This is a genomic window from Planctomycetia bacterium, from assembly GCA_034440135.1.
Lineage (GTDB): Bacteria > Planctomycetota > Planctomycetia > Pirellulales > JALHLM01 > JALHLM01.
Window position 1 is genome coordinate 1 of the sequence record JAWXBP010000083.1, and the last position, 19,369, is coordinate 19,369.

19 protein-coding genes are annotated in these 19,369 nt (G+C 61.2%); 6 read left to right on the top strand and 13 right to left on the bottom strand.

Features of this window, described 5'->3' with window-relative positions; translation table 11 throughout:
- Positions 1–41: 41 nt before the first annotated feature.
- From SGJ19_04760 to SGJ19_04775, 4 genes are all read right to left on the bottom strand, one after another.
- Positions 42–443 (bottom strand): Hsp20/alpha crystallin family protein, encoded by a 402-nt coding sequence (locus SGJ19_04760; GenBank protein MDZ4779543.1) that lies wholly within the window; start codon positions 441–443, stop codon positions 42–44.
- 53 nt (positions 444–496) lie between these two features.
- The gene (locus tag SGJ19_04765) at positions 497–943 is read right to left on the bottom strand and encodes an Hsp20/alpha crystallin family protein (GenBank protein ID MDZ4779544.1); all 447 of its coding nucleotides are present in this window, start codon (positions 941–943) and stop codon (positions 497–499) included.
- A 266-nt stretch (positions 944–1,209) separates the two neighbouring features.
- Complete coding sequence (locus tag SGJ19_04770) at positions 1,210–1,686, bottom strand: hypothetical protein (GenBank protein ID MDZ4779545.1); 477 nt, start codon at positions 1,684–1,686, stop codon at positions 1,210–1,212.
- Between the two features lie 269 nt (positions 1,687–1,955).
- Positions 1,956–3,782, bottom strand: a complete 1,827-nt coding sequence (locus SGJ19_04775) for a S8 family serine peptidase (GenBank protein ID MDZ4779546.1) — start codon at positions 3,780–3,782, stop codon at positions 1,956–1,958.
- Positions 3,783–4,023: 241 nt separating this feature from the next.
- Between SGJ19_04775 and SGJ19_04780 the strand changes: the two genes are divergently transcribed.
- From SGJ19_04780 to SGJ19_04790, 3 genes are all read left to right on the top strand, one after another.
- A complete protein-coding gene (locus SGJ19_04780; protein MDZ4779547.1) occupies positions 4,024–4,653 on the top strand; it encodes an HAD family phosphatase in 630 nt (209 codons plus the stop codon).
- A gap of 68 nt (positions 4,654–4,721) precedes the next feature.
- Complete coding sequence (locus SGJ19_04785; protein MDZ4779548.1) at positions 4,722–5,303, top strand: hydrolase; 582 nt, start codon at positions 4,722–4,724, stop codon at positions 5,301–5,303.
- A gap of 100 nt (positions 5,304–5,403) precedes the next feature.
- Positions 5,404–6,582: an alanine--glyoxylate aminotransferase family protein gene (locus SGJ19_04790; GenBank protein ID MDZ4779549.1), complete on the top strand. Its 1,179-nt coding sequence runs from the start codon at positions 5,404–5,406 to the stop codon at positions 6,580–6,582.
- Between the two features lie 9 nt (positions 6,583–6,591).
- On the opposite strand, the gene SGJ19_04795 is transcribed toward SGJ19_04790, so the two are convergent.
- From SGJ19_04795 to hpnC, 4 genes are read right to left on the bottom strand one after another with little or no spacing between them, the layout of a single operon-like run.
- Positions 6,592–7,434: a hypothetical protein gene (locus tag SGJ19_04795; protein MDZ4779550.1), complete on the bottom strand. Its 843-nt coding sequence runs from the start codon at positions 7,432–7,434 to the stop codon at positions 6,592–6,594.
- On the bottom strand, positions 7,431–8,888 hold the full coding sequence (hpnE, locus tag SGJ19_04800; GenBank protein MDZ4779551.1) for a hydroxysqualene dehydroxylase HpnE: 1,458 nt from the start codon (positions 8,886–8,888) through the stop codon (positions 7,431–7,433). The genes SGJ19_04795 and hpnE overlap by 4 nt, the downstream gene beginning before the upstream one ends.
- Positions 8,885–9,763 (bottom strand): phytoene/squalene synthase family protein, encoded by an 879-nt coding sequence (locus SGJ19_04805; GenBank protein MDZ4779552.1) that lies wholly within the window; start codon positions 9,761–9,763, stop codon positions 8,885–8,887. Before SGJ19_04805 ends, hpnE begins: the two co-directional genes overlap by 4 nt.
- Positions 9,764–9,781: 18 nt before the next feature.
- Positions 9,782–10,738, bottom strand: coding sequence for a squalene synthase HpnC (gene hpnC / locus SGJ19_04810; protein MDZ4779553.1), 957 nt, complete (start codon positions 10,736–10,738; stop codon positions 9,782–9,784).
- 44 nt (positions 10,739–10,782) lie between these two features.
- On the opposite strand from hpnC, the gene ispH reads away from it, so the two are divergent.
- Positions 10,783–11,727 (top strand): 4-hydroxy-3-methylbut-2-enyl diphosphate reductase, encoded by a 945-nt coding sequence (ispH, locus tag SGJ19_04815; protein ID MDZ4779554.1) that lies wholly within the window; start codon positions 10,783–10,785, stop codon positions 11,725–11,727.
- A 188-nt stretch (positions 11,728–11,915) separates the two neighbouring features.
- On the opposite strand, the gene SGJ19_04820 is transcribed toward ispH, so the two are convergent.
- The 4 genes from SGJ19_04820 to SGJ19_04835 form a co-directional block, all read right to left on the bottom strand.
- The gene (locus SGJ19_04820) at positions 11,916–13,640 is read right to left on the bottom strand and encodes a carbohydrate-binding family 9-like protein (protein ID MDZ4779555.1); all 1,725 of its coding nucleotides are present in this window, start codon (positions 13,638–13,640) and stop codon (positions 11,916–11,918) included.
- 159 nt (positions 13,641–13,799) lie between these two features.
- Positions 13,800–14,210 carry a hypothetical protein gene (locus tag SGJ19_04825; GenBank protein MDZ4779556.1) on the bottom strand — a complete coding sequence of 137 codons (411 nt, stop codon included), beginning with the start codon at positions 14,208–14,210 and terminating at the stop codon, positions 13,800–13,802.
- Positions 14,211–14,244: 34 nt separating this feature from the next.
- On the bottom strand, positions 14,245–15,177 hold the full coding sequence (locus tag SGJ19_04830; protein ID MDZ4779557.1) for a M28 family peptidase: 933 nt from the start codon (positions 15,175–15,177) through the stop codon (positions 14,245–14,247).
- A 75-nt stretch (positions 15,178–15,252) separates the two neighbouring features.
- The gene (locus SGJ19_04835; protein ID MDZ4779558.1) at positions 15,253–15,699 is read right to left on the bottom strand and encodes a DUF393 domain-containing protein; all 447 of its coding nucleotides are present in this window, start codon (positions 15,697–15,699) and stop codon (positions 15,253–15,255) included.
- A gap of 289 nt (positions 15,700–15,988) precedes the next feature.
- Between SGJ19_04835 and SGJ19_04840 the strand changes: the two genes are divergently transcribed.
- Together SGJ19_04840 and SGJ19_04845 are read left to right on the top strand one after the other, a co-directional pair.
- On the top strand, positions 15,989–17,584 hold the full coding sequence (locus tag SGJ19_04840; protein MDZ4779559.1) for a hypothetical protein: 1,596 nt from the start codon (positions 15,989–15,991) through the stop codon (positions 17,582–17,584).
- A 304-nt stretch (positions 17,585–17,888) separates the two neighbouring features.
- Positions 17,889–19,031, top strand: coding sequence for a toxin-antitoxin system YwqK family antitoxin (locus SGJ19_04845; protein MDZ4779560.1), 1,143 nt, complete (start codon positions 17,889–17,891; stop codon positions 19,029–19,031).
- 3 nt (positions 19,032–19,034) lie between these two features.
- Here SGJ19_04845 and SGJ19_04850 read toward each other — a convergent pair.
- Positions 19,035–19,369: hypothetical protein (locus tag SGJ19_04850; GenBank protein ID MDZ4779561.1), on the bottom strand; the 335-nt coding region annotated here is incomplete at its 5' end.

The window sequence follows — 19,369 nt, forward strand, 5'->3', positions numbered from 1 at the left end:
CGCCAGTGGCACCCATCGCATTATTTCTTCTGCGTGTGCACTTAGCTGACTTGGACGGCGATCTTGCGCGGTTTGACGCGTTCCAGTTTCGGCAATCGCAGGGTCAGGACGCCGTCTTTGTAAGCGGCGTTGATCCTGCCCGCGTCGATTTGCTCGCTGACTTGGAACGTGCGACGGAAATCGCCAATGCCGTATTCGTTCAGCACGTAGTGCGTGCCTTCCGCCTGGCGCTGTTGCACCTTACCGTGAATGGTCAGCAAGCCTTCCTTGAAATCGATATCGATGTCCTCGCTCCGCACGCCAGGCATGTCGGCGTGGACGACCAATTCCTCCGGACCTTCGGAGATGTCGACATTGGGCCGGTAAAACTGGCCGCTGCGGGTCAATTCCGCTCGAGAGAGCGGCTCGTCAGCGGATGTCTGTTGCGTGTTTTCCACGGACATGTGGCTGCTCCTGAGAAAGTTATGTGGGATGGAACTGCGGCGGAGGCAAGCGCTCAGCCGGCGTGAATGGCGATTTTCCGCGGGCGCGCGGCTTCGGCCTTGGGCAGTTTGATTTGCAACACGCCTTCGCGCAGCGAAGCTTCGACCGCGTCGGCGTTGACTTCCGTCGGCAGTTTCAAATGCCGCGTGAAATCCCCGACGGTGCGCTCGCGTCGATGGTACGTCACTTCCTCGTCAGCGGCGCTCTGCCGAGCGCCTTTGAGCGTCAGGTCGCGTCCGACGACGGCGATATCGAGATCCTTGGCGTCCAAGCCGGGCAATTCCGCCTCGACAAAAACGGCGTCGGGCGTTTCCCAGACATTCAGCGCCGGAAAGCCGCGCCGGCTGGCAAACGAAGGCGTGGGGAATTGCGACAGGCCTCCCATGAAATCGTTAAACAGGCGGTCAACTTCGTCGCGGAGTTGACCGAGCGGCTGCGAAAGCACACGTCGACCGTTCATGAATCGATCCTCCCAAGACATTGTTTTGGTCCGCGCGAGTTGAGCGTCCCCGCAGTGAGTTCGCGGATGGAGCGCGACTATCACTGGAAAACCAAATTGCAAAGTCCGTGCCAAGTGCGTCGCAATGCCGTGGCGTCGACGTAAGTCGAATGGAGAACGCATGCAACGGCAAGAAGTGGTATGCGCAGCGTTGCTGCCAAATTGGCAACCGAGAAAGGAAATCGCCGCACAATCCGCACGAAACGTCGCGGGCGGCGAAGGCCGCGCTAGTGAGAGACTAGCGGCGGCATCTTGAGCAAGGCGTCCGCGGAATCGAGCGGCGCGGCCAGGGCCAGTTTCGCGGCATGGCGCGGGTTCACCAGGAATTCGTCGATGTCTTCGCCGTAGCGAATCGAGAAGGCCTCATCCAATCGCGACTTTTTCGAAGCGATGGCGCCGAACCAATCGGCCAGCATCCGCTCGATGAGCGGAAAGGTCATCAACGACTCGGCCATGCCCCGATCGACGAAGAACTCGAAGTCGCCGCGTTCGGCCCGTTTCGTCAACTCTTCGTAAAGCACGTCGAAGCCAGCGCCAAAGACCGCGTACGATTTGGCGAACTCATACTTGTTGCTTGTGTTCGCCAACAGCGCGTCAGCCTGAAGCCGTTCCAGCGCGAAGCACAGGTTGCGCCACTCGGAACGCAGCGATTCCTGCTCCGGCGGGAACGGCGGTGATTTGAGCAATGATGGGCGGCTTGACATGGGGGTTGACCCCGCCAGGAATCGGCGTAGCGCCCGAACCCTGGACTGCGGACTTGTCGAAACGATGTGAATGCCCCAATCCTGATATTTCTATTCTGCTCCGCCAATGTCATTTATGTCAGCAAACCGCGCCAAGTCAATCACTTTGGCCGAATCTAAGGCTTCGCTAACAATCCGCTAGCAATTCCTAGTCGCCGCCACGCTGAGAAGTTCGCCAAACATCCACCTAAGTTATGGATGTCATGGAGCTTATGCGGAGATACGGCGTTCTAGCGAGACTTTCGGTTTGGCAGGCAAACCGACTTGGAAAAGGCGAGCCAGATTGTGATGGAGACAGCCAGAAGAGACATCGTGCCCGGTTCCGGCACATAGGCATACGGCGCCGCGAAACCGAAGTCGTTGCGGATGGCATTCAGGTCTTCGATCCCCACGCGACCGTCGAACGGATAGGTATCGCCCAAGACATGAAACCCCATGCTTCCAAAATTGTTGCGGACGTTGTTCAGGTCGGCGATATCGACCCGATTGTCGCCATTGGTGTCGCCCGGGACCGGCAATGGGGTGAACGTACGCCATGCCAAGGAGAAAGGCTCGTCGTCGCCGGATCCTTCGACGATCAGGCGCGACACGCGGAGTGAATACGCGCCCGGTTCGTCGAGACGCCAAAACAGGTGCTCGACATTGTCCACAAGGCTGCCCGATGTGACGATCGGAACGCCGTCGCGCAACAACGTGAGATCCAGATTGTCGAGCACCGCGGACACAGCAAAGGAATCCGCGGCGTCGACCAATTCGTTGCCGTTCAGGTCGATTCGTCGCACGTGACGCGCCCAGGTCAATGTCGCAGCGACGTGGTTACCGGCGGAAAATAAATCGGGCAAAGCGTAGTCTAAAGCGCTTTCGCCGGTGATGACGTTCAAATCCCAGCCGATCTCCGGCACTGCGCCAGGCGCGAATTGCCCCGCCTGGTATTGATCCGCCAGCATGGCGCCGTCGATTTGTCCGGCGCCGCTGTCGCGGTCGAGCGGCTCGGCAATGCGCCATGCCTCGCCGTCTGGCACACGCCCCGTTTGCCAGGAATTTCCTAGGCGTCCGTAAACTTTTTCGGCGCTGTTCAGCAACGTGCTGCGGACCACCAAGGGACTGACGCTCAGTCCGTTCGTGCCGCCGTACTCCAATTGTTGGGCAATCAAACCAGTGACATGCGGCGTGGCGAAACTGCAGCCAGACTGGCTGCGATAGTCGTCGGCGTCGCTCATCAGCACTTCCCAATCGTCGTTCAACGTCGTGATGGCATTGCCAGGCGCGACGAGATCTGGCTTGCTGCGGCCGTCGGACGTAGGGCCATGCGCGCTGTCGGTATCTACGCGACCATATTCATATCCGAAATTGCGTGTGGTGCGACCAACGGAAAGCACGTTGAAGGCCGCGCCCGGGGTCCGGGGCGAGGTATTGCCGTTCGCCGCCTGGCTGATATTTCCGACGCACGCCGCGACCGGAACCTGGAGCTCGTAGGCGACCCAATCGGCGACGAGGTCCAGCCGTGAATTGCCATGCGAATTGGCGCTGGATAGGTTTAGGCTCAGATTGAGCACGTCGGCGCCATTGGCGACGGCAAAGCCGATCCCGTTGATGATCCAATCGCTCGATTGAAACGTGTTGTGGCTATCCAAGACCCGACTATTGATGAAGCGTGCGTCGGGCGCAAGTCCCGTGAACACGTTGTCACTACTGAGGATGACGCCCGCGACAGAAGTTCCATGGCCGAAGACGTCGTCGGCCGACTGCGATGGTTCCGTGCGGACAAAATTCGCTTCGGCGACCAGCCGCGGTTGCCCTAAGCTGTCCCAGCCGGCAAGCGCCGGATGCGTGACATCCATGCCGGAGTCGATGACGCCCACGATAATGCCCGTCCCATCGCCCAGTCGCGTGCGCGATTCGTCGCCATGCACGCGGCGGACGCTCTCATCCAGCGCAAAGGCCGTACGGGCGCCATTGCCGGCGAGCACGAACGCGCCGAGCAGAACCGCGAGCTGTCGGACAACGGACTGACGTGCAGCGCCCGCGGGGAGTGCTTCGCCGTTGGAATTCCTCATGAAGCTACATCAGGGCGGTTGAATTCAAGTTTTCTCAACTTCTCATTTTACTGCCGTTGGGGGGAAACCGAAACAATTTGGTGGGAGCATTCTGATCGGCAGGCCATTGGCGCACGTCGGCGAACTCCGAAAATGATGGTCCCGCCTCAGGAACAGGACGCAACTCCACTTTGTACGCGTCCGCGCTGCGCCGCCCCCGGCACGATTGCGCACTGAAGTATCTCCCCCCGGATTCGATAAGATGCCCGCCCGGACGCCACGTTTTCTTTATTTTGACCTCGGCAATGTGTTGTTGCACTTCGACCATGCGCTGGCATCACGGCAAATGGCCGCGGTCGCGGGCGTCGCGCCGGAGCGCATCTGGGAAGTGGTTTACGAAACTGGTTTGTTTCTGCGTCGCGAAACGCGTGAGCTCTCCGACGAGGCGTATTACGAACTGATTTGCCAACAGATCGGTTGCCGCCCGGATTCGGTCGCGCTCGAACATGCCGGTTGCGACATCTTCCGCAGCAATCTGACGATGATCCCGGTGATCTCCCAGCTCAAGGCAGCCGGACAACGGCTAGGCATGTTGTCCAATACGTGCAGCGCTCATTTCAAGTTCTTTGCTTCCGGGCGATTTCAGATGATTCCTGAAGCCTTCGAAGTGGTCGTCACAAGCTTCGACGAGGGCGTGATGAAGCCCGATCGCCGCATCTATGAGATCGCCGCCGCCCGCGCGGGCGTCTCGCCCGAGGAGATATTCTTCGCTGACGACATGCCGGCCAATGTGGAGGGCGCCCGCGCCGCGGGCATCGATGCGGTGCAGTACACGGACACGCCGGCGCTCCTGCGCGATCTCCGGGCGCGTGGACTTAGGTTCAACGACTAACAATTGCTGGGTTTCGCGGAGCGGGGCCGGCGTCGCCTGCCGGTGACGAATACGCTATCCTGTCGGGCATGAATCCCCCTGATGCATTGCCGCGCAGCCCGGAGTTAATGTCCCGCCACGATACGGGGTTGCTGGTCGTTGATGTGCAGGAAAAACTGATTCGCCTGATCCCCGGACACGAGCGCATCGTGTTCAATATTCGCCGCTTGCTCGACGGCGCAAAGATTCTTGGCGTGCCGGCCACGGGCACCGAGCAATATCCGCAAGGCTTGGGACCAACCGTCGCCGAACTGGCCGGCCGCCTGGGAAAAATCCCCGGCAAAGTCGCCTTCAGTTGCGGCGAATGCCCGACAGCGCTCCAAGAATGGTCGGAGCGCGGCATTCGCAAGTTGCTGGTCGTGGGCATTGAGACCCACGTTTGCATTCAGCAAACAGTGCTGGACTTGATCGCCGCCGGATACCGCGTGTACGTGGCCGTCGACGCCGTCGGCGCGCGGGGGGCGATCGATCATGACACCGGGTTGCGACGCCTGGAACTTGCCGGCGCTACGCTCACCACGGTCGAAGCGGCGCTGTTCGAGTGGTGCGAGCGCGCCGGCAGCCCGGAGTTCAAACAAATCAGCGCGCTAGTGAAAGAGCCACTGAGTTAATGTCGCCTTTCGCTCCGCGAAAGGGCGCGCTTTCGCGGAGCGAAAGGCGACTTTGATTCATCGAAGCTGTACAACGAAAACGACTTCTTTAAGAAAAGCCATGTCGCAATTGCCACTGCCGCTGAATCCACCTGTCCGAACACTCATGGGCCCCGGGCCCAGCGCGATTCACCCGCGCGTCTTGGCCGCTCTCTCCGCGCCCACGGTCGGCCACCTCGATCCGTACTACCTGCAACTCATGAACGAGATGCAGGACATGCTGCGGCAGGTGTTTCGCACTGAGAACCCGTTGACGATGGCGGTTAGCGCCACCGGTTCGGCCGGCATGGAAAGCGCCGTCGTCAACCTGATCGAGCCGGGCGATCGCATGGTCGTTTGCGTCAACGGCGTGTTCGGCGCGCGGATGGCGGACGTTGCCGGCCGAGCCGGCGCCCAGGTGACACGAATCGACCGGCCGTGGGGCCAGGTATTCTCCCCGGACGACTTGAAAGACACGCTCGCCAAGGCCAAGCCGAAAGTGGTCGGCATCGTGATGGCGGAGACCTCGACCGGCGCGTGGCAGCCGATTCCGGAAATCGCCAAGCTCGTCCACGACTCAGGCGCGATGCTGATCGTCGACGCCGTCACGGCGCTCGGCGGCGTGCCGATTGAAGTCGACGCCTGGAACATCGACGTCATCTATTCCGGCAGCCAGAAGTGCCTGAGCTGCCCGCCGGGGTTGGCGCCGATCTCGTTCAATCCGCGGGCGATGGAAACGATCCTGGCCCGAAAAACGAAAGTGCAGAGCTGGTACCTCGACGTGACGATGCTTGCGCAATACTGGGGAAGCGAGCGGGTCTACCACCACACCGCGCCGATCAACATGACCTACGGCCTGCATGAGGCGTTGCGACTGGTCCTGGAGGAAGGGCTCGACGCGAGTTTCGCGCGGCATGCGCTGCAGCATCGCGCGCTCAAGGCCGGGCTGGCGGCGATTGGCATTCGCTATGCCGCGCAAGAAGGGCATCAACTTCCGCAATTGAACGCCGTGTTTGTGCCCGAGGGCGTCAATGACGCCGCGGTTCGAAACGGGCTCTTGAATCGCTTCGGCATTGAAATCGGCGGCGGCCTCGGCGATTTCAAAGGCAAGGCCTGGCGCATCGGATTGATGGGCTATGGGGCGCGGAGCGCGAACGTGCTGCTGTTCCTCGCAGCGCTGGAGCAATTGCTCGCGGAACAAGGATACAAGTTCGACCACGGCGCCTCGATCGCGGCGGCGAACGCGGTCTACGCGGGTTGACGCGACGGGTCAGTGGTAGGAGCGAATCGCCGTCAGCGCGCAGACTGCATAAGCGCGCCGTGCGGAGAGCTGCCAGCGCCAAGGGCGGACCATTTTTACGTTGGTCCAGGACGGGGCGATTTCCGGATCGTTCGTCAGAGCTCGCCGGAGGACAAGCGGATTCACGCCGGTAAAAAAATTGCCGGCATGCAACCAGTTCCTGGCGGCGGAGGGAATGTCTGCCGCAGGGAGCGTCAGTAACTTGGGGCAAGTATCCGAGGAGACGAAGTCGGTAACCAACAACATTGCGCCGCCCGGGCGCAATTGCTCGGCAAGCAACCGCAGATGTCGCTGCCGGACCGCTTGAATCAGGTCGAGCAACCGCGGATGGTCCGGTCCCAAGGCTCGTGCCGCCTGGTCGACGAGTTGCGAAAGCAGGCAGAGCGAAGCGATGACATCGTAGTCCGCTCGAGGCAGTTCGATGGGCGTTGATGTCGCCGCGTGAATTAGGGCCTGCACGTCCGCCGTGGACGGGAGCGCGCTCAATAGCCCGGAAAGATCGATAGGGCCGATCGCTCGAATGGCTGGCTCGGAAGCGAGGGATTGATGCTCCAATCCGCGACGCATGGCTTCTGCGTCGCAGTCGACGAGGTCGATGCCAGCGAATCGCGGTAGCAACCATCGCAGTTCGACGTCATTGAGATTTCCCGCGCCGAACACACAGAGCGAGCGATCACGGGAGTCGTCGCCGAGCTGGGCGAGTTGCTCGGTGACGATGGCCCGATGCTCTGCGTACAGCGACCATGCCTCGGCAGTGGCGCGGTTGCGTTGCCGTTCGATCTCCAGCGGCGAGTTGGGCTCCGGCGGGATCATGTTTTGTTCGCGGGAAGTCGTGCGGCGTTCGGACGATCGAATGTGAACAGCAGCCGTGCCAACCAAGAGGGCGGCAAATCTCCGATGAGGGGACGAGGCTCGCGACCGGCGGCGCGTAACATTGCCGCCGCCGCCAAGTAACCGCTCCGGACCGCGCCTTCCATCGTGGCTGGCCAGCCGGTTTGCGTCCAGTCGCCGGCCAGATAGAGTCCGTCGATGGGCGTGATCGCGGGCAGACGATGCTTTTCCGAGCCCGGCCGCACGGAAAAGACCGCCTGCGGATCAGTCACGAGTCGGCTTTCGAGCAACGTCGCCGTGCGACTGTCCGGAAACACGGCATGCAGGTCGTCGAGAATCTGTCGTCGTACGTCGTCCCTGCTGCGCTGAGCAAGTTCATGCGAACCGCTGATCACCACCTGAACATAATTGTGCGGCGCGGCGCTATCGGGGACGGTCTCGCTGCGATGCTGAAAAACCCACTGACACAAGCGATCGATGAGCACGGCGTGCGGCAATTCGGTGATGGGGCGGTCGAACCACAGATGTGCGCTGGTGATTGGTGATGGCAGTAACTCCTTCGCCAATGCGAGAGCGGGCCAAGCGGCGGCGATTTCCGCCGGAAGCAATTGCGCGAGCCGACGCCACGGAACCGCTACGACGCAGGCATCGAAAACGCGCGGCGAGGCGTCGCCGAATTCGAGCGCCGTGAATCGCTTATCTTCCACGCGCACTTGCCTGATCGGCACGGAGCGATGAATTGTTACGTCGCGCGAACAGAGCCAGGCTCCTACGCGGGCATCAAAGATTTCCCGGAGCGGGACGCGTGGGACACGGAGTTTCCAGGCCGCGGCGGAGCGCATAAAACCATCGAGAAAGACTTGCCGCGCCGGGCCGAGCGCCGCGTTCTCCAAGGTCTCGCCGAGGGCGCTGACCAGGACCGTGGCGAAAAAACGTCGCGTCAGTTCCAGCGACGCGTGATTCCCGGCCAGCCACGCAGCCACGGTCGGTTCCAACGCGCCATTGCCGGGTTCCCAGGCCGCCAGCCGCATCAGCAGACGCGCGGCATGCAGGCGATCCGGGAAGGAAAGAAAATCCAAACGCAGCAAGCCCGGCAACAAATGTAACGGCGCGGGCAGGCCGGCAGTCGCCGAGAAATCGAAGCGCTTTCCATCCGGGCCAATGAAATGCAGCGTGTCGTCTTCGCGGAACAGTTCGTCGACCTGTGTGGTTCGGCAAAAATGTGCTAACTGCGTGCAACAGCCCATGCTGACGTGCTGGCAGTAGTCGACTTGCTGACCAGCGTCGCCATCTTCGAACGACGCCGCGCGCCCGCCGAGTTGTCGTCGGGCCTCGAAGAGTTCGACCGCGCAGCCAGCTTCCAGCAAAGCGACGGCGGCAGCCAGTCCGGCGAGCCCGCCGCCGACGATCGCCACACGTAGAGTCGAGTCGTTCATTGCGCGAGCGACTCCATTAGAGGTTGGTTGCGAAGTGCGGACGCGGCGATCCACAATCGTCGCGCGCGGCCGAGGCGGATGCGTCGGGAAAAGACATCGCCTTGCCGGCGCTCGATCTCGTGCAACAACTCTCGATAGGTCCGCCACATCGCGCTGTAGACGGCGCGGCTGTCGTCCGGTAACCAGCGCTGGAGCGCCGCCGCATCGACGAACGCCTCGCGGGCGCGTTCCGTCTGCGATTGCACCAGGCGCAACAAGTTGTCGTTTAGTGCGCCAGCCAGCAAGTTTTGCTCAGTACAACCGGCGGCGGCGAGATCATCTTGCGGGAGATACACGCGTCCTTGCGCAGCGTCTTCGCGCAGGTCGCGCAGAATGTTGGTGAGTTGAAACGCTTCGCCGCAGCGAATGGCGGCGGACTGCGCCTCGGGCCGATCGCCGCCCCAGATCGCCAGGCAAGCCAGCCCGACCGCGCCGGCGACAAGATAGCAGTATTGCTGCAACTCGGTCCACGTTTGATAACGTTTTGGCGTGAGGTCCATCGCGACGCCGTCGAGGATTTCTTCCAAGCGCAGACGAGGAATGGCGTAACGATCCAGCGTATCGAAAAGCGCCGGTAATTCCGGTGTCGCTGGCGTGCCGTGACGCAGTGATTGCCGATAGACGTCGAGCCGCTCCCGCCGTTCTTCGCTGCTGCCGGGGCCGTCGCCGATGTCGTCCGCAATGCGACAAAAAGCATACAGCGCGTACATCGCGCGACGTTTTGCTTTTGGCAACAGCCACAACGGATAGTAAAAGCTCGAACCGGCGCGGCGCGTCACGTTACGGCAATAAGCGTAGCTGGCGGCAAGCGTGGCTGGGGCTTCAATGGGCGACATGGCGCAGCTTCTCGGGCGCTAAACCTTCGTATTGAACGCCGCATCGAGGAACAGCCTGGCTGTGCGCCATTTGCTCAACGTGGGTCGGCATTGCCACACGTTGTATCGCTCTTCGCGAATGGCCGCCAGGATTGCCAGGCCGCCGCGGATGAACAGGCTCACGTCCATTCGCAACCAGCGCGGGACGAGATCCAGCAGCGGAAACCCGGCGCGAAGGAATTGCTCCGCGCGGGACACTTCGAATTCCATCAACTTGGCGAAGGCCGGGTTGCATTGCCGTCCGCGATAGGCGTCGTCCGTGTATCCGAAGCGTTCGCGATCGTCTCGCGGCAGATAGAAACGTCCCTGCGCGCAGTCTCGCGCCACGTCCTGCCAGAAATTCGCCAGTTGCAAGCCGGTGCAAATAGAATCGCTGAGTGCGCCGCGCTCCGCATCGTGGCAGCGGCCAAGGTGCAGGACGAGGCGGCCGACGGGGTTCGCTGAGTGTTGGCAGTATTCCAGCAACTGCGGAAAACTGTGGTACTCGCCGACCCACTGGTCCTGCCGGAAGGCCTTGAGCAGGTCCGCGAACGGTCCTTTCGGAATGGCGAACTCTTGGATGGTCGGTGTGAGCGCCACGAATACCGGGTGATGCGCGGTTGCTGCAAAGCACGCGTCGAGCTGTTGCTCCCACCAGTTCAACAAGAGAATGCTCTCGTCTGAGGAGCAAGTTTCATCCGCCAGGTCGTCCGCCCAGCGGCAATAAGCGTAGATGTGGTGGAAATGCGGCCGGAGCGCGCGGGGCAGCAACCAACTGGCGACGGTGAAATTCTCGTAGTGCGCCTGTGCCAATTGCCGACAATACGCGCTGGCCTCGGCGAAACCTGGCGCTGGGCTGGACGGCGCATCGGGACCGAAACGGGCAAGTTCCCGCGCGAAAGCGGCATTCGGCTGCCGCCGAACCGTCTCGTCGACGTTAAGCGAGTGGGCTATCATGCGGTTAGTAGACTATCGACTTGGTCCAGCGACGAAATTGCACGATGAAGATCCTTTTGGCCGGTCCGCGTGGTTTTTGTGCCGGCGTAAATATGGCGATTGAGAGCCTGGAGCTGGCCGTGCGGCTCTACGGCACGCCGTTGTACGTCTATCACGAGATCGTCCACAACCAGTATGTCGTGGAACGCTTCCGCCGCGAAGGCGTGGTGTTCGTCGACCATCTGCACGAAGTTCCGGTCGGCGCGACGTTGATGTACTCCGCCCACGGCGTCTCGCCCGAGGTGCGCGAGGCCTCCGCAGCGCGGGGCCTGCGGACGATCGACGCCACCTGCCCGTTGGTCACCAAAGTGCATCTCGAGGCGATCCGCTACGCCGAGTCGGGCTACACGATTCTGCTGATCGGCCACGCCGGGCATGACGAGGTGATCGGCACCATGGGCGAGGCGCCGAACTCGATGATTCTGGTGGAATCGCCCGAGGACGTCGACCGGCTCGAAGTGCCGAACCCCGGCAAGCTGGCGTATCTCACGCAAACGACGCTTTCGGTCGACGACGCGAACCGGATCATCGACCGGCTTCGCGAAAAATTCCCGCAGATCTCCAACCCGCCCAAGGACGACATCTGTTACGCCACGCAGAATCGCCAGGAAGCAGTGCGGCAGTTGAGCGAAGAAGCCAACGTCGTGCTGGTGTTGGGCAGCCAGAACAGCTCCAACAGTCAGCGTCTGGCGGAGTTGGCTCGAGAAAGCGGTCGCCGGGCTTACCTGATCGATGGCTCGCGCGATATTCAGCTCGATTGGTTCCAGCCGGACGACACGGTCCTGGTGACCGCAGGGGCCAGCGCGCCGGAGTTGGTTGTGGAGGACTGCGTGGAGTTCCTCCGCAAGCGCTTCAACGCGACGGTGGAATCACGCACGATCCGCGAGGAGGAAGTTCACTTCCCGCTGCCGCGCGAGTTGCGCGAGGTGGTGAAGGCCGGAGCGGGGTAGGGCGATCTAAACAAGCCATTTGCCCAGGAATAGAGTCCCAACGGGGCGGCACGTATTTGACGCGGATATCGTGTCGCCCCGTTGGGGCTATCTCATATCTATCGAATGTTTTCCAGGGGTTCGCACCCCTGGCTATTGTCGGCCGCCCCATTCGGGGCTAAATGTGACTTGAGTTTGAGTCATCAAAGTTATTCGAACTCCAGCACTCCGAACTTCTCGATCTCATGGAAATCCGGGCCCACGCGGGACCAGTCCCAGCTTTCCGCGTGGCCGGTGTCGTAGTCCATGCGGTAGAAGTTGGCGCGCCATTTTGCGCCGGGCTTCGGCGGCACGTTTTGCAACGGGTTGAGTAACTCGTAATTCACGAACATCGTCGCTTGCCAGCCCGTGATCGCAGCGCCGGACGTTTGCTCGCCCCCGTCGATCTGGACGACTTTCCTGATTTTGCGATCGCCCTCATAGTGCCAGGGACGCCAGCCGAGGAACTTGCCGTTGAAGTTTGGCACCACGATCGGCAACTCATAGCCCAGCGGCGAAATCTCGTACTCGAAGTAAATTGGGTGCGCTTCGTCGGGCCAGAGGAAGAACTCCATCACGTCCTCGAACCAGAGGTCGGCGAAATCCTCGCGGATCGTGGCCGTGAGATTTCGATCGTCCGCCCGCATGCGGATGTACAGCCCTTTGTCCGAGTAAAGCAGCTTGAACTCGGTCTTGAGCTTAGCGTCGGTATTTGCCCGCGCGGTGAGCGCGGTCCAAGCGACCTTTTCCCAGACGGCCTCGGAGTCCGCCGCCTCGATGTTGAAATCGTCGGCATGCGCGACGCGGACCGTCGGCCGTGCCGGCGCCGGGTCCGCGTCACGCCCGAAGAGAATGCGCTCGGCATTGCGGTGATAGATCTTTTCGAGCACTTCGTCCGGCAAAAAGACGCCGTGGACCATCCAGAAACCTTGCAGGTGATGGCTGGCGGCGACGTCGAAGTATTCATCGTCCGTTTCCAGGAAGCGGTAGTAAATCCGAAACGCCTCGCGTCGCGGCGTCGTGTCGGTGCCGAACATCACGCGGTCCTGGTACTTGATCAGAAACTTGCGCGTGGAATACGGCTGGCGACCAAGTTCCGAGATCCGCGCATCGATGTCGATGAACATATTCGGATAATCGTCGAGCCAGCGCCCGACCTGCGCCAGGTCTTCGGCGTCATTGCCGAAGTGGGCGCAGATGAACGTCGTTTGTGGATGTGTCTCAATCACCTTCGTGAGTTGCGCGAGCAATTCTTCGCGCGGGGGAAAATCACTTCCGTAGAACAGCCAGTTGGGATGCTCGTTCAGTTCGTGCCAGCGCTCGTTGAAGCGATCGAGCGGCGTGAAGAAGGCGGCCGGATCGGCCACGTGGATCATGATCGGCTTGTGGTGCTTGGCGCATGCGTCCCAGATCGGGTTGAGCTTGGGGTCGTCGACCTGCATCAGTCGGCCGTCGGCGTAGCGGACGCCGAGGCCGAGCGATTTGTGGAATTTGAGCCCCTTCGCGCCGGCTTGGAAACTTTCTTCCAGACGCTTGGCCTCGCGCTCGCTCCAGTCCTCGGCGTCGAGGCCGTCGAAGTTGATCAGCGTGAAGGTGAGAAACCGATCGGGATGCGCTTCGTCGAGCGCGGCGAGCGTTTCCTTCAGGCTGTCGCCCCAACCGCCGTCGAGATTCACGACGGTCCGCACGCCGGCCTCGTTCATTTCGGTGAGGTACCCGGCGACGCGATCGGCGGTGAGCGTTTGCTTGCCGCCGCCGAGGTGGTTATGCACGTCGATGGCCGGGAATTTCGGCTTGGGGACGTCGGTCGCCTTCGTGACCAGCATCGACTTGGGCTGCCAATCGCGGAGTTTCAATTCGCGGATATCTTCCTGAGCGTTTGCAGATCCGGACATGGCGGCCACCACCAAAAACAAAGTCAGACGAGCCCTGGGGAACATTGGCGTCGATCTCCGCGGAAAAGCTGGAACGCTCACGGCAAGAGGAGCGACGGCGATTATAGTTGCCGCCGCGGGCATTGCGAGTCAGCCCGTTGTCGCCGTTGCGAGTCGTGACTACGACTGCTGTTCGGTCCGATCGCGCCCGTTGCCCAGGTGGGCGTGTTCGTGTTGGCGTTCTCGGGCTTGGGCGACTTCGGCCTTGAGGCGTTGGATTTCCTGGGCGGCCAATTCCTGCCGGCGGCGCAGTTGACCGCGCGTCACGAACAGATCGGTCATGCCGCTCAGGCCGAGGACGGCCGCCATCGTCAGGACGGCCAGCCAGAAGACGACGAACAGTATCGGCTGCACGGCGGCGATGATGAATTGCCCCGTGACGATCGCGATGCCGATCAGGCCGAGCAGGCCGCTGGTTAAGATGCGGCGGCGAAATTGGGCGCGGTCGGTGGCCAGGCCGCGCGATCGGAAATGCGACCAGACCATGCCGATTGAAAGCGCGATCATCGCGAGCCCGGCGAGAATGGCCATAAGCGGTTTGGACGACGGCGGGGCGCCGGGCAGGTTACTTGGCGGTCTTGAGCCACTCGGAAATCACCCAGCCGACCTTCGCCAGACTGAGTGCCGAACAATGGGCCGGAATGTCTTGCTCGGTGTGCCAGTAGCCGTGCCCGGGCCCGTAGTCGAAGTCGATGATATCGCAGGTCGGAATCTTGCCGGTGTTGAAAAGTTCCAGGTGATCGTCGCGGATTTCCATGCCGACCTGGGGGACGAATTCTTTCACGCCCAGCCGCTTGGCGGTGCCCCAGATCTCCGCGACCAGCGGCCGCACCTCGCTCCAGGAGATACTGTTCCGCTCCTGGGGAAGTTGCAAATCCGCGTCGCCGACCATGTCCAGCAACACGCCCCAGCGGTAGTCAAACTTTCGTGTCTTCTTTTGCAGCGCGTACTGGCGCGCAAACTTCTCCGAACCGACAAAATACTTCTCGCGTTCGTCATAGACGAACTCTTCGGCATCGAAAAACACGAAGTCGACGCCATATTTGCACTTGAGCTTCAGCATCTCGTTGCCCAGTTCCATGAGCAGGGCCACGCCGCTGCCGCCGTCATTGGCACCGACGAACGTGCCCTGCGGTTTCACTGGATCGCGATCCGGAAAGGGGCGTGTGTCGTAGTGGGCGCAAAGTAAGATGCGCTCCTTGGCCTCCGGATGCCATTCGACGATCAGGTTGGCCATGTTGGTCTTCTGACCGGCGCCACCTTGCCGCTCGATGAACTTCTGGAGCGTGACTTTTGCGCCAAGCTGTTCGAAATGCTTGGTGAGTAACTCTTGTTGCCGCTTCATACCTCGGGAAGCGGTGACGCGCGGGCCGATGTCGCAGAGTTGATTAAGGTAGTCGTACGCCCGAGCGCCGTTGAAGGGGATTTTTTCGAGCGTGAGTTCTTCCGCCAGAGCCGGCAATATCGAGAGGGCGGCGATGGCGAACGCTAGAAGCAAAGTTGCGCGCGGCGCGCTCCGGGCTCTGACGCTTCCGGCTCGATGAGTTTGGTTCTGCATAGCGCCTATCGTCGCTTAGGACGCGTTGATTCGGCAAGAGCCGTTTTCGCAGCTTTCGATTTTTCCGAAGCGATACCGGCGTTTGGCGAACATGCGGTAGAGGCGCTGCCAGATCGGCAGCGTGCCCGGCACATGCAGCAGCGGCGCGAGCCACCACAATGTCGGCAATTTGGCGGAGAGGTAACGTAGCGCCTCGGCGCCGCGATATCGCCGGCCGGCCTGATCGACGATGTACATATCCGCCATCAAGGCTTCGTGCGACAAGTCCGGGTAGCGCTCGGTGGTTTCCGGATCGTGCAACGACAGAAACGCTAACCGACCGCCGCCATCCCAGCGGGCCAGTCGGGCGATCTGCGAAGAGCAAATGCGGCATTCGCCGTCGTAAATCACGACCGCCGCCGCGGGCCGCTCGTCCGGCCGGGGCAAGGTCTGCTCAGGTTTTCGTTCCGCCACAGTGGCCATGCGATCCTCGATTTCGCCGTCAAGTCGACTGCATTGCTAATAGTACCGTGATTCGAGCGTTGACTGTAACGCGGAACCGCCCCGAATCCGCCCAAGCCCCGGCATCGTCTAACGAATAGCAACGGGAAGCGCCGGTTAGCACCCCTCTGTACGGTGGATTGGCCTCCACCAAAAAAAGTGGGTGAAAACCCGTTGGCATTCTCCGGGTATTATTCGATAGAATGCGGAGTGGATCGGTACGGACCCAAAGTCACCCCAATACTCTCACAGCCACTTGGGACCAGGTTTTATGGACACCCTCCAGAAGCAAGTCGCGGCCGCTCGTCGTCGTTTGACTTTGGAACGCTTCCTGCGACTGGCGCCGTGGTGCTGTTTCGCGTGGCTGTGGGTGGCCGCGATTCTGATCGTGGTGGACAAGTTCCAGCCGCTCGGCCTGCTCTATTGGGCTTGGCCGGCCATGGCGATGGTCGCGGGCGTGTTGACGGCCGCGGTCTGGACCTTCGTGTCCCGTCGCGGGTCGCTCGACGCCGCGATTGAAATCGACCGCCGCTTCGCCCTCCGCGAACGTGTTTCCAGCTCGCTGGCCCTGACGCCGGACATGCTGGAAACGCCGGCGGGCAAGGCGCTGATGGAAGACGCAGTACGGCGTGTGGAGCGGATTCACGTGCCGGAAAAATTCGAAGTCAAAATGTCCCGCTGGTCGTTGCTGCCATTGGCGCCGGCCGCGGCGGCTTTTGCGTTGGCGCTCCTCTGGCAACCTGGCGGCGCTCAAGAAGCAAAGGCCAGCGAAGCCGCGAACGTGCAGAAGTTGATGAAGGAACAGGGCGAAGTCATGAAGCGCTTGGCGCAGGAACGGCAAAAGGAACTGAAAGAAAAGAATCTTCCTGATGCGGAAAAGTTCTTTAAGAAGCTGGAAGATGGTGCGGATCGCCTGCAAAAGCAGGACACGACGGATCGCAAGAAGGCGCTCGTCGAATTGAACGACCTGGCCAAGGATCTGGAACAGCGTCGCGAAGCCCTGGGCGGCAAAGAGAAGATCAAAGAGCAGTTCAAGGCCATGAAGGATATGTCCAAGGGCCCGGCGGATAAGCTCGCCGAATCGCTCAAGGAAGGGGATTTCCAACAGGCGATGAAGGAAATCCAGCAGATTCGCGATCAGATCAAGGACGGCAAGCTCAACGAAAAGCAGCGCGACGAGCTCGCCAAGCAACTCGAGGAGATGCAGTCCAAGCTGAACAAAATGGCCGACGGCCACAAGCAGGCCATGGACGAGTTGAAAAAGCAGATCGAGCAGAAGAAGCAAGCCGGCGACAAGGAAGGCGCCGAAAAGGCGCAAGAGCAGCTCGATAAGCTCGCCCAGCAGATGCCGCAGGTGAACGAAGCCAACGAGATGGCCAAGAAGCTCGGCGAATGTGCCAAGTGCATGAAGGCCGGCCAGATGGAACAAGCCATGGCCGAAATGGACGGCATGGAAGGGCAGCTCAAAAAGATGCAGGCCGAACTCGATGAAATGGGCATGCTCGACGAAGCCATGGAAAAGCTCGGCGAATGCAAAGCCTGCATGAACGGCGGCAACCAACGCAATCCCGAGGCCGACCCCGGCATGGGAATGGGCCAGGGGCGCGGCCGTGGCGATCGGCCCGAGGACCGCACCAAGACCGGCACGTACGCCACGAAGGTCAACCAGAAGCTCGGCCCGGGCTCGGCCGTGATTACCGATTTCGTCGAAGGCCCGAACATCAAGGGCGACGTGCAGCAACAGATTCAGACTCAATTGAACGAAGTTGCGGCCTCCGAGACCGACCCCCTGACCGGCCAGCAGCTGCCCCGGGCGGTGCGGGAGCACGCACAGCAATACTTCGATAAGGTGCGCGAAGGCAAGTAAGCCCGAACGTAACCCACACGTTATTCGCTCCGCTGCAACCAGCAGGCGATGCCAGAAACAACGACCCGGCGGGGAGTTCCGTCGGGTCGCTGTCGTTTGACGCTGGCGATGTTCCGCTTCGAACCGCTACCTTCGGCGCAATCGGGCGAACCGCGCCGGCCGATCAAAACCGGCCCGCATTGGCGAACGTAGAAACGGATATCGTCGCCGCTTCAGCCTTCCGCGCCGGTAAGGTAGATTCGGTACGGTAGCTGGGCCGTTATGCGCTGGCCGAAACACGGACCGTGGAAACTCTTGGACGGACATGAACGCACTTTGCCTCACCATTTTTTCGCTGGCCCTGATGCTCGCCGCTGGCGGCCGGGTGATTGAAGAGAAACACCCCACCGGCGAGCTCAAGGAGCGCCGCGAGGTTTCCGTCGACGCCTCGGGGCAGGTGGTCGCCGACGGGGCGGTCACACGGTTCTATAAGGACGGCAAGAAGTCCGAAGAGATTCAATACCGTCGGGGAAGTCGCGACGGCGCCGCGCTCGCCTGGTATCCGAATGAGACGAAGAAATCAGAATTGCAGTACCGCGGGGATGAACTGCATGGACTGGCCAAATACTGGTTCCCCAACGGCAGTGTCCAGCGCGAAGCTAACTACGATCACGGCGTTCGCGACGGGGCGTTTGTCGAATGGTATGGCCCGGAACGCAAACGGGTCGAACAGAACTACGTGAACGGCGTGCTGGAAGGCGTGGAAACCATCTGGTATTCCACAGGGCAGAAAAAGATCGAGCGGCATTACTTCCACGGCGTACGGCAAGGGCAGGAACTCCGTTGGTATCCGCACGGCCCGCAACAGCTTGACGCCATGTACGACAAAGGCGTCCGTCACGGGCCGTACAAGGAATTTCACAGCGACGGTAAGCCCGCCGCAGAACTCAATTTCGTCGAAGGGCTGACCGACGGTCACGTCGTGCGCTGGCACCCCGGCGGGCAAAAGAAGGCCGAAGGGGACTACATTCGCGGCCTGATCAACGGACGCTGGCAAGAGTGGCATGACGAAGAGCCGTACCACCAATCGGCCGATTGGAACTACCGCAAGGGCAAGTCTGACGGCCTACAAACCTTCTGGCATGAAAACGGGCAGAAAAAGCTCGAAGTGCGCTTCAAGGCCGGCCTGCGCACCGGCCCCTGGACCGAATGGTACGACAACGGGCAGAAACGCGGCGAGGGCGCCTATCTGCAAGATGCGTATGACGGCCAGCAGCGATTCTGGTACGAGGACGGCAAACCGTGGTCGGAGCACGGCTATCAGCGGGGCATCGACCACGGACGCTGGATCGAATGGGACGAGGACGGGCAGGTCACGAAGGACGTGCGCTACGCCCAGGGGAACGTGCTGGTCGATCGCACGCCCCCGAAGCCAGAGCCGAAACCAGACCCGGAAGTCGCCAAGTAAGGCTTAGCCGCTCGTCTTGCCGAGCGTGCAGGTGTAGATCATCGCCACCGCGCCGGCACCCATGAAGGTCCAAGGCATCCACTCTTTGGGTACGAATTCTCTGTTCGACCCCATCGGAGACTCACTGCCCGTGAGCGCATTCAGCCCGAAATACTGAATCGGGTCGAAATCGGGCGCGTTGCGGGATTTAAGCACGGCTTTTTCGAGCAGCAAGCATTCCGCGCCGAACAAGAAGACCGTCAAACCCAGCGCAAAGCACAAAGGGCGTCCCATAACTGTTGTTTTCCTGTTGCAGTCCAAGTAACTCGCTACGCTCTTGTTCGTCGCGGCGCGCCGCG